This window comes from Citrobacter sp. Cpo065 (assembly GCF_030332805.1).
Classification (GTDB): Bacteria; Pseudomonadota; Gammaproteobacteria; order Enterobacterales; family Enterobacteriaceae; genus Citrobacter; species Citrobacter portucalensis.
The window spans coordinates 74,455-90,068 of the sequence record NZ_JAOWHC010000033.1 but is presented as its reverse complement, the minus strand read 5'-3'; the positions used below and the strand labels follow the sequence as shown (position 1 = coordinate 90,068).

16 protein-coding genes and 2 tRNA genes are annotated in these 15,614 nt (G+C 52.6%); 12 read left to right on the top strand and 6 right to left on the bottom strand.

Going from position 1 to position 15,614, the window contains the following annotated elements; all coding sequences use genetic code 11:
* The first annotated feature begins 7 nt into the window (after positions 1 to 7).
* From cbiK to ldtA, 11 genes are all read left to right on the top strand, one after another.
* Positions 8 to 802 carry a sirohydrochlorin cobaltochelatase gene (gene cbiK, locus OGY68_RS15805; protein ID WP_008785135.1) on the top strand — a complete coding sequence of 265 codons (795 nt, stop codon included), beginning with the start codon at positions 8 to 10 and terminating at the stop codon, positions 800 to 802.
* Complete coding sequence (locus OGY68_RS15800; protein ID WP_057067535.1) at positions 799 to 1,512, top strand: cobalt-factor II C(20)-methyltransferase; 714 nt, start codon at positions 799 to 801, stop codon at positions 1,510 to 1,512. Before cbiK ends, OGY68_RS15800 begins: the two co-directional genes overlap by 4 nt.
* Positions 1,509 to 2,246, top strand: a complete 738-nt coding sequence (gene cbiM / locus OGY68_RS15795) for a cobalt ECF transporter S component CbiM (RefSeq protein ID WP_003834098.1) — start codon at positions 1,509 to 1,511, stop codon at positions 2,244 to 2,246. Before OGY68_RS15800 ends, cbiM begins: the two co-directional genes overlap by 4 nt.
* A 2-nt stretch (positions 2,247 to 2,248) precedes the next feature.
* Positions 2,249 to 2,530 (top strand): energy-coupling factor ABC transporter substrate-binding protein, encoded by a 282-nt coding sequence (locus OGY68_RS15790; RefSeq protein ID WP_003030289.1) that lies wholly within the window; start codon positions 2,249 to 2,251, stop codon positions 2,528 to 2,530.
* Positions 2,517 to 3,194: an energy-coupling factor ABC transporter transmembrane protein gene (locus tag OGY68_RS15785; RefSeq protein WP_003834087.1), complete on the top strand. Its 678-nt coding sequence runs from the start codon at positions 2,517 to 2,519 to the stop codon at positions 3,192 to 3,194. Before OGY68_RS15790 ends, OGY68_RS15785 begins: the two co-directional genes overlap by 14 nt.
* Before the next feature lie 8 nt (positions 3,195 to 3,202).
* Positions 3,203 to 4,018: an energy-coupling factor ABC transporter ATP-binding protein gene (locus OGY68_RS15780; protein WP_057067534.1), complete on the top strand. Its 816-nt coding sequence runs from the start codon at positions 3,203 to 3,205 to the stop codon at positions 4,016 to 4,018.
* The gene (locus tag OGY68_RS15775; protein ID WP_057067533.1) at positions 4,015 to 5,535 is read left to right on the top strand and encodes a cobyric acid synthase; all 1,521 of its coding nucleotides are present in this window, start codon (positions 4,015 to 4,017) and stop codon (positions 5,533 to 5,535) included. Before OGY68_RS15780 ends, OGY68_RS15775 begins: the two co-directional genes overlap by 4 nt.
* Positions 5,532 to 6,077, top strand: a complete 546-nt coding sequence (gene cobU / locus OGY68_RS15770; RefSeq protein WP_111465414.1) for a bifunctional adenosylcobinamide kinase/adenosylcobinamide-phosphate guanylyltransferase — start codon at positions 5,532 to 5,534, stop codon at positions 6,075 to 6,077. Before OGY68_RS15775 ends, cobU begins: the two co-directional genes overlap by 4 nt.
* A complete protein-coding gene (gene cobS, locus OGY68_RS15765; RefSeq protein ID WP_003834082.1) occupies positions 6,074 to 6,817 on the top strand; it encodes an adenosylcobinamide-GDP ribazoletransferase in 744 nt (247 codons plus the stop codon). The genes cobU and cobS overlap by 4 nt, the downstream gene beginning before the upstream one ends.
* Before the next feature lie 24 nt (positions 6,818 to 6,841).
* Positions 6,842 to 7,906 carry a nicotinate-nucleotide--dimethylbenzimidazole phosphoribosyltransferase gene (gene cobT / locus OGY68_RS15760; protein ID WP_048216014.1) on the top strand — a complete coding sequence of 355 codons (1,065 nt, stop codon included), beginning with the start codon at positions 6,842 to 6,844 and terminating at the stop codon, positions 7,904 to 7,906.
* A 127-nt stretch (positions 7,907 to 8,033) separates the two neighbouring features.
* Positions 8,034 to 8,963 (top strand): L,D-transpeptidase, encoded by a 930-nt coding sequence (gene ldtA, locus OGY68_RS15755; RefSeq protein WP_057067531.1) that lies wholly within the window; start codon positions 8,034 to 8,036, stop codon positions 8,961 to 8,963.
* A gap of 24 nt (positions 8,964 to 8,987) precedes the next feature.
* On the opposite strand, the gene OGY68_RS15750 is transcribed toward ldtA, so the two are convergent.
* The 5 genes from OGY68_RS15750 to mtfA form a co-directional block, all read right to left on the bottom strand.
* The gene (locus OGY68_RS15750) at positions 8,988 to 9,671 is read right to left on the bottom strand and encodes an ABC transporter ATP-binding protein (protein ID WP_032669186.1); all 684 of its coding nucleotides are present in this window, start codon (positions 9,669 to 9,671) and stop codon (positions 8,988 to 8,990) included.
* A gap of 10 nt (positions 9,672 to 9,681) precedes the next feature.
* Positions 9,682 to 11,370 (bottom strand): ABC transporter permease, encoded by a 1,689-nt coding sequence (locus OGY68_RS15745; protein WP_057067530.1) that lies wholly within the window; start codon positions 11,368 to 11,370, stop codon positions 9,682 to 9,684.
* Positions 11,354 to 12,391 (bottom strand): extracellular solute-binding protein, encoded by a 1,038-nt coding sequence (locus OGY68_RS15740; protein ID WP_003834073.1) that lies wholly within the window; start codon positions 12,389 to 12,391, stop codon positions 11,354 to 11,356. Before OGY68_RS15740 ends, OGY68_RS15745 begins: the two co-directional genes overlap by 17 nt.
* A 260-nt stretch (positions 12,392 to 12,651) precedes the next feature.
* Positions 12,652 to 12,727, bottom strand: a tRNA-Asn gene (locus OGY68_RS15735).
* A gap of 132 nt (positions 12,728 to 12,859) precedes the next feature.
* The gene (gene mtfA / locus OGY68_RS15730) at positions 12,860 to 13,624 is read right to left on the bottom strand and encodes a DgsA anti-repressor MtfA (RefSeq protein WP_032943883.1); all 765 of its coding nucleotides are present in this window, start codon (positions 13,622 to 13,624) and stop codon (positions 12,860 to 12,862) included.
* A 93-nt stretch (positions 13,625 to 13,717) separates the two neighbouring features.
* Between mtfA and OGY68_RS15725 the strand changes: the two genes are divergently transcribed.
* A tRNA-Ser gene (locus tag OGY68_RS15725) sits at positions 13,718 to 13,807 on the top strand.
* A gap of 169 nt (positions 13,808 to 13,976) precedes the next feature.
* On the opposite strand, the gene ompC is transcribed toward OGY68_RS15725, so the two are convergent.
* Positions 13,977 to 15,176, bottom strand: coding sequence for a porin OmpC (gene ompC, locus OGY68_RS15720; protein WP_032943839.1), 1,200 nt, complete (start codon positions 15,174 to 15,176; stop codon positions 13,977 to 13,979).
* Positions 15,177 to 15,614 lie beyond the last annotated feature (438 nt).

Below are 15,614 nucleotides of genomic sequence, written 5' to 3'. Positions count from 1 at the left end.
GTTTGAGATGAAAAAGGCGCTTCTGGTGGTCAGCTTTGGCACCAGCTATCACGACACCTGCGAGAAAAATATTGTGGCCTGTGAGCGCGATCTCGCAGCTAGCTGCCCTGACCGCGACCTGTTCCGGGCGTTTACCTCCGGGATGATAATCCGCAAGCTCAAGCAGCGAGACGGTATTGAAATCGACACGCCGCTGCAGGCGCTGCAAAAACTGGCGGAGCAGGGGTATCAGGATGTGGCTATTCAGTCGCTGCACATTATTAATGGTGACGAATACGAAAAAATTGTCCGCGAAGTGCAAAGTATGCGTCCGCTGTTTTCACGCCTGACGCTCGGCGTACCGCTGCTGAGCAGCCATGAAGATTACGCACAGTTGATGCTGGCGCTGCAACAGCAGATGCCGGCGCTTGGCGAAAGTGAAAAAGTGGTCTTTATGGGACACGGCGCCAGCCACCATGCTTTTGCCGCCTATGCCTGTCTCGACCACATGATGACGGCGCAGCGCTTTCCCGCGCGGGTTGGGGCGGTGGAAAGCTATCCGGAAGTGGATGTGCTGATTGAAAGTTTATCTCAGGAAGGGGTGACGGCGGTTCATCTGATGCCGCTGATGTTAGTCGCTGGTGACCATGCCATCAACGATATGGCCTCCGACGAAGATGATTCCTGGAAAACGTTGTTCAATGCAGCAGGGATACCGGCTACTCCGTGGCTTAGTGGTCTGGGTGAGAACCCAGCGGTTCGCGCCATGTTCGTGGCACATTTACAGCAGGCGCTTAATGTGGCGCTGGAGGAAGCAGCATGAGCGGAAAACTGTATGCACTGAGCACCGGGCCAGGTGCTTCCGACTTGATTACCGTGCGTGCCGCACGCACGCTGGGCGCGCTGGATATTCTCTATGCGCCTGCCGGGCGTAAAGGCGGCGACAGTCTGGCATTGTCGATTGTACGTGAGTATATCGGTGAACAGACCGAAGTCCGCTGCTGCCATTTTCCTATGAGTGCCGATAGCGCTGAAAAAGAGGCCGTCTGGGATGAAGTTGCTGCCGCGCTGGTTCAGGAAGTCGAGGCCGGTAAGCAGGTGGGGTTTATCACTCTCGGCGATGCGATGCTGTTCAGCACCTGGGTCTTTTTACTTCAGCGTATTGGTTGTCCTGACTGGCTGGAAATCGTTCCTGGCGTCACGTCTTTCGCCGCGATTGCCGCGCGTTCCAAAACGCCGCTCGCTATGGAGCAGCAGTCACTGGCGGTGGTCTCCTGTACCGCACCGGAAGCGGAAATCCAGCAAGCGTTACAACAGCATGACAGTCTGGTGTTGATGAAAGTGTACGGTCGTTTTGCACGTATCAAAGCGCTGCTACAACAAGAAGGTTTGTTGGACTGTGCATTAATGATGTCTGAAGCCACGCTGCCAGGTGAACAGTGCTGGCGTCATCTCGATGAGGTGAGCGACGATCAGCCGCTGCCTTATTTCTCGACCATTCTGGTCAATAAACAGTGGGAGTATGCACAATGAAGCTTGAACAACAGCTAAAACAGCTGTCTTTCAGCGGGTTGGCTGCGGCGCTATTACTGATGATTGTTCCTGAACAAGCGTTCGCCATGCACATTATGGAAGGTTTCTTGCCGCCGATGTGGGCGCTGGCCTGGTGGCTGCTGTTTTTACCCTGCCTGTGGTACGGGCTGGTACGTCTGCGCCAAATTGTGCAGGAGGATAACCACCAGAAGGTTTTGCTGGCCCTGTGTGGCGCTTTTATTTTTGTGCTGTCGGCGCTGAAAATTCCTTCCGTTACCGGAAGCTGCTCACATCCTACCGGTGTAGGCCTGGCGGTTATCCTGTTTGGACCGGGCGTGGTAGCCATCCTTGGGGCGATTGTCCTGCTGTTCCAGGCTCTGCTGCTGGCACACGGTGGTTTGACTACGCTCGGCGCGAACGGCATGTCGATGGCGGTAATTGGCCCGGTAGTGGGTTACATGGTGTGGAAAATGGCCTGCCGCGCCGGATTGCGTCGTGATGTCTGCGTCTTCCTGTGTGCAATGCTGGCGGATCTCGTCACCTATTTTGTGACTTCTGTACAGTTGGGCGTTGCGTTCCCGGATCCCTCTGCTGGCGCTACCGGCTCAATCATTAAGTTCATGGGGATTTTCTGCTTGACGCAGATCCCAATTGCGATTGCGGAAGGGTTACTTACCGTGCTGATTTACGATCAGCTAACCAAACGCCAGTTGATAACCGCACAAGGGCATTAACGATGAAAAAGACGCTGATTATATTGGGCATGGTAGTGGCGCTGGTGATCCTGCCGTTCTTTATCAACCACGGTGGGGAGTACGGCGGTTCAGATGGTGAGGCGGAAAGCCAGATTCAGGCTATTGCCCCGCATTATGAGCCCTGGTTCCAACCGTTGTATGAACCCGCAAGCGGTGAAATTGAAAGTCTGCTGTTTACACTCCAGGGATCGCTGGGCGCAGCTGTGATTTTCTATATCCTGGGTTACACCAAGGGTAGGCAACGCCGTGATGACCGGGCTTGACAGGCTTAGCTATCAAAGCCGTTGGGTTCATGTCTCGCCGGTGCGGAAATTTCTGCTCTGGCTGGTGATGATGATTCTGGCGTTTACTCTGCCCCCGTTGGGGCAGGGTATTGAGCTTTTACTTATTGCCGCGCTGAGCTGCTGGCTGCTGCGTATTTCCTTCTGGCGCTGGTGCCGTTGGATGGCATTGCCGTTTGGTTTTCTCACGGTTGGCGTGGTGACCATTTTGTTTAGCATCAGCCGCGATCCACAGACGCTGTTGGCCAGCATACCTGTGGGAAGTTACTGGTTGGGGATCAGTGCACCAGGTCTGGTAACCGCCAATGAAACCTTCTGGCGCAGCCTTGCCGCGCTGGCGGCAACCTTCTGGTTGGTACTGAATCTGCCGTTTCCGCAATTAATTATCTTACTCAAACGCGCGCACGTTCCTCGCCTGCTAACTGAGCAGATCCTGCTGACCTGGCGGTTTATTTTTATCCTGTTAGACGAGGCGCTGGCTATTCATCGCGCACAAACGCTGCGTTTTGGTTATCGTAGCTTGCCGTTGGGCTACCGCTCTCTGGCAATGCTGGTGGGATTGCTGTTTACCCGTGTGTTGATCCGCTACCAGCAAATGACCACCACACTGGATATCAAACTGTATCAGGGTGATTTTCACCTGTAAGGAAAAGTATGCTTGCCACCTCAGCGCTTTGGTTTCGCTATCAGGATGACCCGATCCTCAAAGGGCTAACGCTGGATTTTTCGACGCATGCCGTCACCGGACTGGTAGGCGCTAATGGCTGCGGGAAATCCACGCTGTTTATGAACCTGAGTGGCTTATTGCGCCCACAGCAAGGCGCGGTGATGTGGCAGGGCAAACCGCTGGATTACAGCAAGCGCGGCCTGCTGGCGCTGCGTCAACAGGTGGCAACGGTATTTCAGGACCCCGATCAGCAAATCTTTTATACCGATATCGACAGCGATATCGCCTTTAGCCTGCGCAATCTTGGGGTGGATGAAGCTGAAATCGCTCGCCGCGTGGAAGATGCGCTTACGCTGGTCGACGCCCAGCATTTTCGCCATCAGCCCATTCAGTGTTTAAGCCATGGGCAAAAAAAACGCGTAGCGATTGCCGGGGCGTTGGTGTTGCAGGCGCAGTATCTGCTGCTGGATGAACCTACTGCGGGCCTCGACCCGTCAGGCCGCACGCAGATGATTGAGATAATCAAACGCATCGTTGCGCAAGGAAACCACGTCGTAATTTCCAGCCATGATATCGATCTTATCTATGAAGTCAGCGATGCGGTGTACGTTTTACGCCGGGGCGAAGTACTCACGCACGGCACGCCAGGCGACGTATTCGCCCGTACGGATCTTATTGAACACGCGGGATTAACTCAGCCCTGGCTGGTGAAGCTGCATACAGAGTTGGGCTTCCCGCTGTGTAAAACAGAGGCTGAATTTTTTAGCTGTATGCGAGAGAACGCACTGAAGGAGGCGTCATGACGCAGGCAATAATGTTGCAGGGAACGGCATCTGATGTGGGTAAAAGCGTATTGGTCGCCGGGCTGTGTCGTATTTTTTATCAGGATGGACTGCATACCGCGCCGTTCAAATCGCAGAACATGGCGCTGAACTCTGGCATTACGCCAGAGGGAAAAGAAATGGGCCGCGCGCAAATTTTTCAGGCCGAAGCCGCAGGCATTACGCCAGATGTGCGTATGAACCCGGTGTTGCTTAAACCGACCAGCGATCGAAAAGCGCAAGTAGTGCTGATGGGTAAAGTGGCAACCGATATGGACGCGGTGAGTTACCACGAGTACAAGCCACGTCTGCGGGAACAGATCCTGTCAGTTTATAACAGCCTGGCGCAGGAGTTCGATGTGCTGGTGCTGGAAGGAGCGGGGAGCCCGGCAGAGATTAACCTGCGCGATCGCGATATCGTCAATATGGGTATGGCCGAGATGGCGCAGTGCCCTGTCGTTTTGGTGGCGGATATCGATCGTGGCGGGGTGTTCGCCTCCATTTACGGCACGCTGGCGCTGCTGCACGATCACGAACGCGCGCGGGTAAAAGGGGTGATCATCAACAAGTTTCGCGGTGATGTGACGCTGCTGCACTCCGGTATCGAGCAAATTGAAGCGCTGACCGGCGTTCCTGTACTGGGCGTGATGCCATGGCTGGATGTCGATCTGGAAGATGAAGACGGCGTTGCGCTGCAAAAGGGCAAGTATTTGCGCACTGATAAACGCGACATCGATATCGCCGTTGTTCAAATACCGCACATTTCTAACTTTACTGATTTCAATGCGCTTGCTGCGCAGCCGGATGTGCGCGTGCGCTATGTTCGCCAGCCTGAAGAGCTGGCGGGGGCCGATCTGGTGATTTTGCCGGGCAGCAAAAATACCCTTGGCGATCTGGTATGGCTGCGTGAAAGTGGGATGGCGCATGGCGTCGTGCAATTACATCGTAATAACGTACCGGTGGTGGGGATTTGCGGCGGCTATCAAATGCTCGGCGACACCATCATTGATGAAGTAGAGTCGGGCCTCGGTACGCTGCCGGGTCTGGGCTTACTCAATACAGTCACCCATTTTGCCCAGCACAAAACCACGACCCTGGTTGAGGGACAAATGTCTTCATCGCTGCCTGACTGGCTGGCGGGCACGGCGGGGTTATCCGTTCGCGGTTATGAAATTCATATGGGCGAAACAGCATTAACCGATGAATGCCGGTCGGTGATGACGTTGCACAAAGACGGCGGCAGCGTTGCTGACGGCGCGGTCACTCCGGATGGCCTGGCGTTCGGCACCTATCTTCACGGTCTTTTCGACAGCGATGATTTCACCCGTGCGTTGGTCAATGGCCTGCGAGAACGTAAAGGGTTAGCTCCGCTGGATTCCACCTTCCATTACGCGCAATATAAATCGCAGCAGTTTGATCTGCTGGCGGATGCGATGCGGCAACACATCGATATTGAAAAAATTTATACCATCATGCAGCAACACCGGGAGCCAGTATGATGATTCTGGTTACTGGTGGCGCGCGAAGCGGTAAGAGTCGGCATGCGGAAGCGCTGATCGCTGATTCCCCAAACGTTTTGTATATTGCGACTTCGCAGATTTTTGATGAGGAGATGGCTGCGCGAATTCAGCATCATCGCGATGGACGTCCTGCGCACTGGCGTACAGCCGAACGTTGGCAACATCTTGATGAACTGATCACGGCCGCGAACGATCCTCATGAAGCCATTCTGCTGGAATGCATCACCACGATGGTGACCAACTTGCTGTTTGCGCTGGGCGGTGAAAGCGATCCGGACAGCTGGGATTACGCGGCGATGGAGCAGTCTATCGAAGGTGAAATCCGTTCGCTGATCGCAGCCTGTCAGCGCTGCCCGGCAAAGATCGTGTTGGTCACTAACGAAGTGGGAATGGGGATTGTGCCGGAGAACCGTCTGGCGCGGCATTTTCGTGATATTGCAGGACGCGTGAACCAGCGACTGGCGGCGGCAGCGGATGAGGTCTGGCTGGTGGTATCAGGAATTGGAGTCAAAATTAAATGAGTAAGTTGTTCTGGGCAATGCTCTCTTTTATCAGTCGCTTGCCCGTTCCTGCTCGCTGGTCGCAAGGACTGGATTTCGAGCACTATTCCCGCGGTATTGTAATGTTTCCCCTGATTGGCGTCGTGTTGGGAGGGCTGACGGGGCTGGTCTTTATGGCGCTCCAGCCCTGGTGCGGTATTCCGTTGGCGGCCCTTTTTGCGGTGTTGACACTGGCATTGCTGACCGGGGGATTTCATCTGGATGGTCTGGCGGATACCTGTGACGGCATTTTTTCGGCGCGCCGACGCGAGCGGATGCTGGAAATCATGCGCGACAGTCGTCTGGGCACCCACGGTGGACTGGCGTTAATTTTCGTTTTACTGGCAAAGGTGCTGGTGGTGAGCGAACTGGCTTTGCGTGGCACGCCAATGCTGGCCGCGCTGGCAGCTGCATGTGTCGCCGGGCGAGGAACGGCGGTGTTGCTGATGTATCGGCATCGCTATGCCCGCGAAGAAGGGCTGGGCAACGTTTTTATTGGCAAAGTCACCGGGCGTCAAACCTGCGTTACGTTGGGATTAGCGGCGATCCTTGCCGCCGTGCTACTTCCCGGCATGCGCGGCGTGGCAGCGCTGGTTGTCACAATAGTGGCGATTTTTATTCTTGGGCAGTTATTAAAACGCACGTTGGGTGGGCAAACCGGCGATACGCTGGGCGCTGCCATTGAACTTGGCGAGTTGATTTTCTTGCTGGCTCTGCTCTGAGTCAGCCCACATACTGGAACCCTTATGCAGACTTTAACCTCTTTACTCCGCACGATCCCATCACCAGACAGTGCCGCGATGTTGCGTGCACAGCAGCATATCGACGGCTTGCTTAAGCCGCCGGGAAGTTTGGGGCGACTCGAATCTCTCGCCGTACAATTGGCCGGGATGCCTGGCCTGAAGGGTGTGCCGCATGTGAACGGCAAAGCGATGCTGGTGATGTGCGCCGATCACGGCGTGTGGGATGAAGGGGTTGCCGTTTCGCCTAAAGTTGTCACGGCTATTCAGGCTGCCAATATGACGCGTGGAACGACCGGCGTCTGCGTCCTGGCCGCTCAGGCTGGGGCGAAGGTTCATGTGATAGATGTTGGGATTGATGCTGAACCTATTCCCGGTGTGGTGAATATGCGTGTGGCACGCGGTTGCGGCAATATAGCCGAAGGCCCGGCAATGAGCCGTTCGCAGGCCGAGGAGCTGTTGCTGGAAGTCATCCGCTATACCCATGAGCTGGCAAAAGACGGTGTAACGCTGTTTGGCGTCGGGGAGCTTGGTATGGCAAATACTACACCTGCGGCGGCCATTGTCAGCGTGCTGACCGGCAGTGATGCTGAGGAAGTCGTGGGTATTGGCGCTAACCTTCCTCTTTCTCGGGTGGGGAATAAGGTAGACGTTGTGCGCCGGGCAATTGCCGTCAATCAACCGGATCGCCATGACGGTGTCGATGTGCTGGCTAAGGTTGGCGGGTTTGATCTTGTCGGTATGGCGGGGGTGATGCTTGGGGCGGCCTCCTGTGGTCTGCCTGTGGTGCTGGACGGTTTTCTTTCGTATTCTGCTGCTCTGGCGGCCAGCCAGATTGCACCACAAATTAAACCCTACTTAATTCCGTCACACTTCTCCGCTGAGAAGGGCGCCCGCACCGCGCTGGCGCATCTTGAATTGGATCCTTATCTGAATATGGGGATGCGTTTAGGTGAAGGCAGTGGGGCCGCGTTGGCAATGCCGATTGTTGAAGCTGCCTGTGCTATGTACAAAAATATGGGGCAGCTCGCCGCCAGTAACATCGTGCTTCCAGATGGTAAGGAAGCGTAGTTACCGTTCAACCTGAACCTCGCCTGATGGCGAGGTTTTTTTATGCGCAAATATGTCGTAACCCACTAAAACAGATAATAAAAGCTATACTTAACGGATATCTGTTGCGACGAAGGAAAGGAAAAAGATGCGTCGTGTAAAACTGCTTTGTTCACTCATTATGCTGCTTGCGAGTCAGGGAGTGCAGGCGGTGAGTTATCCGCTGCCGCCAGAGGGGAGTCGCCTGGTGGGTAGCACTTTGACTATTACGGTTCCACAAGGAAACACCAAGCCGCTGGAGGCATTTGCCGCTCAGTACGGGCAGGGGTTGAGCAATATGCTTGAAGCCAATCCGGGCGTCGATGTTTTTCTGCCTAAATCGGGTTCAACGCTGGTTGTGCCACAGCAACTGATACTTCCGGATACCGTGCGTGAGGGGATTGTCATCAACGTCGCCGAGATGCGGCTTTACTATTATCCTGCTGGCAGCAATACGGTTGAGGTTTTACCCATTGGCATTGGTCAGGCGGGTAGAGAAACGCCGCGTAACTGGGTGACAGCGGTAGAACGTAAGCAGGAAGCACCAAGCTGGACGCCGACGCCAAATACCCGACGTGAATACGCCGCTCGCGGGGAAAGCTTGCCAGCATTTGTTCCTGCCGGACCAGAAAATCCGATGGGCCTGTATGCAATTTATATTGGCAGGCTTTATGCCATTCACGGGACAAATGCCAATTTCGGTATTGGTCTGCGGGTAAGTCAGGGGTGCATCCGTTTGCGGAATGACGACATCAAGTACCTGTTTGATACGGTGCCTGTAGGGACGCGTGTACAATTAATTGACCGACCGGTGAAATACAGCGAAGAGCCGGACGGTAGTCGCTGGGTGGAAGTACATGAGCCGCTGTCACGAAACCGTTCGGAATACGAGTCTGACAGAAAGGTGCCTTTGCCAGTCACTCCCGCTTTGCGCACCTTTATCAGCGGGAATGACGTGGATTTGAGCCGCGGGAGCCAGGCACTGGAAAGACGTTCCGGTATGCCGGTGAACATCAGCCTGGTACAGAAGCATTATTAATTTTCAGGGCGATCCTGTTTACCTTCAGGTCGGATGGGTCGCTTTTTTAATTTGATACTGCCCCATTTTTACCACGCCAATATGGTCAGCCATTAGCTGGGCTTCGTGTTCACTGTGGGTAACCAACAGCGCCGTTTGCCCGGCGGCGCGCAAAATATCCCGTACCTCGTTGCCAAGACGCTCACGCGTGCGCTTATCCAGGCTGGAGAAGGGTTCATCGAGCAACAGGATTTCCGGATGTGGCGCCAACGCGCGCGCAAGGGCGATACGCTGTTGTTGCCCGCCGGAAAGCTCATGCGGATAGCGGTTGGCATGGCTGTGTAACTCCACCATTTTCAACAACTCAGTCACTCTGGCCTGTTGTTCCTCACGCGGCATGCGACGCAATCCAAAGGCCACATTTTGCTGCGCGGTCAGATGGGGGAATAACGCATATTCCTGGAAGACCATGCCGACATGACGTTTTTCCGGTGGCAGATGAACGCCGGGACCGGCAACACGTCGCTGTGACACATAGATCTCTCCGTTTTGCAGGCGTTCAAATCCGGCTACTGCGCGTAGCACCGTGGTTTTTCCGCAGCCTGAAGCGCCCAGCAGACAGGCAATTTCACCTTTACGTACCGACATTGAAAATCCGCTCAGTACCGATTGCTGGCTGTTGCCATAAGCAACGTGTACATCCTGGAGTCGTAATGCAATTTCTGACATTGTTGCTCTCTTAACCACGGCGAGTCATTTGGTGACGCACCAACAAAATAACCGGTAGCGTGCCAGCTAAAACAATCATTAGCGCGGCGATAGCACCTTCTTCATAGGTTCCACGGGCGGCTTCCGCATACAGCAACGTTGCCAGCGTTTCAAAATTGACTGGGCGCAAAAGCAACGTTGTTGGCAGCTCTTTCATGGCATCAGCAAAAACCAGCAGGGCACTGCTGACTAACGCCGGGCGCAGCAGGGGAAAATGGACTCGTGCAAACGTCCCCGCACCATTCTCACCCAACAGACGAGACGCCTGTTCCAGCGAAGGTGGAATGCGGCCCAGACCAGAATCCAGCGCGCCAATGGCAATCGCCTGGAATCGCATGGCACAACAAATTACCAGCAGGATCCCGGCGGACATCAGCGGCAGGCCGCGAACATCCAGTAAATCTGCCAGCCAGCGGTCGACAGCCATGGCGGGGGTTAAAAAGCCAATCGCCAGAATTGTGCCGGGAACCGCATAGCCTAAAGAGGCCAGACGCATCACGCCGCGACGAAATCCCGGCATGGCGTTGTCTGCGGCGCTATGACGCGCGCTCCAGGCCACCAGCATACTGACGCAAACCACCACTAGCGTGGTTCCCGCTGCCAGCGATAGCGTATTTTGCAATGCTGACAGTAACGAAGAGGAAAGGGGGTTCTCATCGCCTATGCGTTTGGCGCTTTCCCAAATTAAAAACAGTACCGGAGCCAGAAAACCCAGCACAACCGGCAGTGAAATAACGCCACCGAGCAGCCAACCACGCCAGCCATGCACGCGCGTAGGTTGAATCTCCCGCAGACTGCGGCTGCTGAATCCTTGTTTTCTGCGACCATAAAATTCCAGCGTCAGAATAAGGAATATAAACATCAGCATCATGCAGGCAATTTGTGCCGCGGCAGATAAATCAGACCGCGAGATCCATGTGGTGTACACGGTAACGGTTAACGTCTGTACACCGAGAAACTCTGATGCGCCAATATCGTTGAGCGTTTCCAGCAGTGCCAGACTGATCCCAACGGCCAACGCCGGACGAGCCATGGGCAAAGCAACACGAAAGAAGGTTCCGGTTGCGCTGCATCCCAGCGTGCGTGCGGCTTCCAGTAAATGAGCCGGTTGGCTAATAAACATGGCGCGGGTTGTCAGATACACGTATGGGTACAGCACTAATCCGAGCAGGATGATTGCGCCGGAAAGTGAGCGTAAATCAGGCAGTCGGAACTGTCTTGGGCTGTCAAAACCCAATAAAAAACGGATAAAGGTTTGCAGAGGGCCAATCGGATGCAGCAGATCGAGCCACGCAAAGGCCACAATGTAGGTCGGCATCGCCAGCGGCAACAGTAACGCCCAGCTAAGAATTTTACGTCCAGGAAAATCCCATGCCGTTACCGCCCATGCGCTGCCTACGCCAATCACGCCGACCATCACCGCGACACCGGCTAATAACAGCACGGTATTTTTTAGTGCGGCAGGCAGTACATACGTCAGGAGATTATCCCAGTGAGATAAATCGGCCTGGGTAGCCTGCCAAATCAGCGCAATGATCGGTGTCAGAACGCCAAGCGCTACGCACAGCGCGCCAAGATGTAGCGGCGTTAATAATGACTGCGGCCCGGAAACCAGGCCGCGTAACGTCGGAAACTGCAGAGGTTTATTGATCGAATCCAACTTTATCTACCAGCAGACTAGCTTGTTTACGATATTTAACGATTTCGGTTAACGGCGTTTTATCGACGTCGATTTCACCAATAGTTGCACTGATAACCGGATCAAGCGTCACGCCTTTCAGTACCGGGTATTCGAAGTTCGCTTTCGCATACTGCTGCTGGGCAGGTGCGGAAACCAGATATTCCATCAGCTTAACGGCATCGGCTTTATTTGGTGCATAGCGGGCTACAGCTGCGCCACTGATGTTGACGTGTGTACCGCCATTTTCAAAGGTGGGTTTAACGACTTTAATCGCATCGCCCCACTGACGTGCATCACTGCCTTCTTTGGCGTTTTTCATATGGCCGACGTAATAGGAGTTGGCGAGACCAATATCGCAAATGCCACCGAGAATATCGCGAGCTACATCGCGGTCGCCACCGGTAGCTTTACGCGCCAGGTTAGCTTTCACACCGCGCAGCCATTCTTCGGTCTTTGCTTCACCGTGATGAGCAATCATTGCGGCGATCAGCGCTGTGTTATACGGGTGCTGTCCGGAACGAATACAAACTTTACCTTTGTACTCAGGGCTGGCGAGTTGTTCGTAATGCCAGTTATCGATTGGCAGTGACTTCTCGGCATACAGCACGCGGGCACGCATCGACAGCGCAAACCACTGATTATCTGCGCCGCGCAGATTAGCCGGAATAGCGGTTTTCAGTGCTTCAGACTCTACTGGCTGAGTTACACCCGCTTCCACTAAATCAATGAGGTTACCGGCATCAACGGTCATCAGCAGGTCAGCAGGTGAATTTTTACCTTCAGCTTTAACGCGCTCGAGCATACCGTCCTTGATATAGACCGTACTGACTTTGATGCCGCTGGTTTTGGTCCAGCTATCAAGCAAAGGCTGGATCAGACCCGGTTCACGGGTGGTATAGAGCGTTAACGTTTCCTGAGCGAAAGCCGGTAGGCTAACAGAGAAGACCAGGGCAGAGGCAAGGGTGATACGGCGCAGTCCGGCGCGAGGCAGAGAATTCATCGTTTATATCCCAGAGTAATTGGAACGTACAGTGAACCGAGCAGGGGGCTCGTTCCTTTGGCTCGCGTACAATAAATGATAATCACTAGCACTTACAATAATTGCAAAGTTTAAACGATTTACATTTACATAACTTTAATCAACGTTGTGATGCGGCATGTAACAGCGGTGCAGAGCAGGCAGGGGGCTTATGAGAGGGATTTTATAGCGACCTGAAAAGCAAGAAGCCTGCTTAGTTTCCTAAGCAGGCTTCTTAAATATGGCTCCTCTGACTGGACTCGAACCAGTGACATACGGATTAACAGTCCGCCGTTCTACCGACTGAACTACAGAGGAATCGTGTGAACGAGGCGCATATTACTGACCTCATCATGAGGTGTCAACAGTAAAATTAGCGCGTCATTTCAATTGGTTAATTAATCTTCAAATTCAGCGTTAATGCACATTTGGTGAGCGACAATGGCCACCTTAGCGGGTATCGCGTAACCGCTCCATGGGGTTCTGGCGGTAAAACTGAATGAAACGTTGCCATAATGCCGGAAAACGTGGTGCAAATAATTCAGGGGCACTGAAGAAATACTCCGATAGAACGGCAAAGCATTCGGCAGGATCGGTCGCTGCGTAGGCATCTATACTGCACGCGGTTTCACCGACCAGATCAATTTCATCCTGAATGTTATTCATTGCGGCATGCAGGTCGTGCTCCCAACTGGCAATATCTCGTAGAGGGATCGCCGGAATACCGCTGGCGCGGTCGCCATTACGCATATCAAGCTTATGTGCCACTTCATGGATGATCAGATTGAAGCCGGAGGCATCAAAAGAATCCTGAATGTCAAGCCAGTTGAGGATTATTGGACCTTGCTGCCAGCTTTGCCCGGACTGTACAACACGTTGATTATGTACCAGCCCAATATCGTCTTCCCATTCATCGTCCACGACAAACGGGGCAGGGTAGATGAGAACTTCATGAAACCCGTCGAGCCACTCGATCCCCAATTCCAGAACAGGCAAACAGAAAAGCAGCGCAATGCGCGCACTTTTTAGTGGATCCAGTTCAAACCCCTGAAGCGCTACCAATCTTTTTTGCTGTAAAAAGCGCTCGGCCAGGGCGATAAGCCTGGCTTGTTCTTGCTCGGTGAGATTCACCAGAAGAGGAATAGCCAGGGCGTCGTCCCACGGCCAGTCGTCACTCCGGGTTGTTTCTTGCTCTTTCCAGGGCCACTTAATCATCGTTTTGCTCGCAAACTCGTCACTTGAACGAAATTGACGGAACGGGGTCTGTTAAAATGCCAAATTACCTGGCATCATGGCAACCGCCAAAACGGAGAGATGCCAGAGCGGCTGAATGGACCGGTCTCGAAAACCGGAGTAGGGGCAACTCTACCGGGGGTTCAAATCCCCCTCTCTCCGCCACTATTCAAGCACTTGCACGCCTCGCTTTCAACGACAGTTCTCATGGATGTTTTTTTCTTTGAGTATCCTCACAAGTTTATCGTTGTAATGCCCGTGTGATAAAAAAATACGTTTCGTATAAATAAAAAGCCCGCTTCATATGAAGCGGGCTTGCTTGTTTTTGCGTCAATTAGAATTGGTAGACTAAACCAACGGCAACGATGTCGTCAGTTGCGATACCATTGCTTTCATAGAAGCTGTCGTCTTCATCCAGCAGGTTGATTTTATAATCGACATAGGTGGACATGTTTTTGTTGAAGTAGTAAGTCACACCCACATCAACATATTTGACCAGGTCTTTGTCGGTATAGCGTGGGGTGCCGTTGCTATGGTGATCCCAGCCGCCTAAGTCGACGCCTTTAGACTGCAGGTAAGCGATGGAAGGGCGCAGACCGAAGTCGAACTGATACTGCGCAACAACTTCAAAGTTCTGTGTTTTATTAGCGATCCCGCCTTTAGCAACATCTTTGCCTGTAGCATCTTGATAAGTTCCGCTACCGTATGCTGTCATGTTACGGGTTTCTGCATACATAGCAGCCAGGTAAACGTTGTTAGCGTCATACTTAGCGCCAATAGTCCAGGCATCTGCTGTTTCGCCGCCTGCGTATTTATTCTCATAGCTACGATCGCCACGACCAGCAGCAACCTGATTGTTAGAACGGTCAGAACTGGAATAAGCAGCACCAAGGCTTAAACCAAAGTCGAAGTCATAGGAGGTTGACAGACCGAAACCGTCGCCGTTTTCTTTAGACAGTTTACGGTTCTCACCGTTACCAGTACCTTCGCCTGCTCCTGCACTTTCATTATTACCCTGGTATTGCAGTGCGAAGTTCAGACCATCAACTTGACCGAAGAAACCTTTATTACGGTAGGTGGCAACACCGTTGGTACGACCGGTCATATACACGTCGGTCTGGGTGTAGGAGTCACCGCCAAATTCCGGCAGCATATCGGTCCAGGCTTCTACGTCGTAGACCACGCCGTAGTTACGACCGTAGTCGAAGGTACCGTTCTCACCAAAGCCTAAACCGGCAAAGGCCAGACGAGTCCAGGAATTTGCGCCTTCACCTTCGGTACCGTTAGCCTGGATGTTGTATTCCCACTGACCGTAACCGGTCAGCATGTCGTTGATCTGGGTTTCGCCTTTAAAACCCAGACGCGCATAGGTCTGATCGCCATCGCTGTCAGCATCGTCAGAGAAATAACGCAGACCATCGACTTTACCGTACAGATCCAGTTTATTGCCGTTCTTATTATAGATTTCAGCCGCATTTGCTGCGCCTGCAGCTAATAAAGCAGGGAGAAGCAGTGCCAATACTTTTCTTTTCATTATGTATTCCCTTTGCATGATAATTAAAATGAATATGTAGTACTATCCGAGTGACTACATTTGGATACTATCTATGAAGTTCATTTAATTTAAAATATAACATGTAACAAATATATTTAAAATATTTCAAAATGTTTATTTTGCATCTTTATATAATTATACGTGTATGTTAATTACATTGGTATTCGCCATATGAATTGTTTTTAATCATTGGGTTATATGTGTTTATCTATTTATTTGTTATGTGTATTTTATTTGTTTTAGATGTTTGTTTTTAATATTCATATAAATTATTTTTCGATATTGGCGTGGTGGGCTTTATAAATTCATGTGGATTTTATTTTTAGTGCAATAATAAAAGATGATTATGTAATGGGGCGGGCAGTGGTCTGCAATGAAAATTATTGCTAAGGTGATTTTCTTTCTACAAAGGGAGAT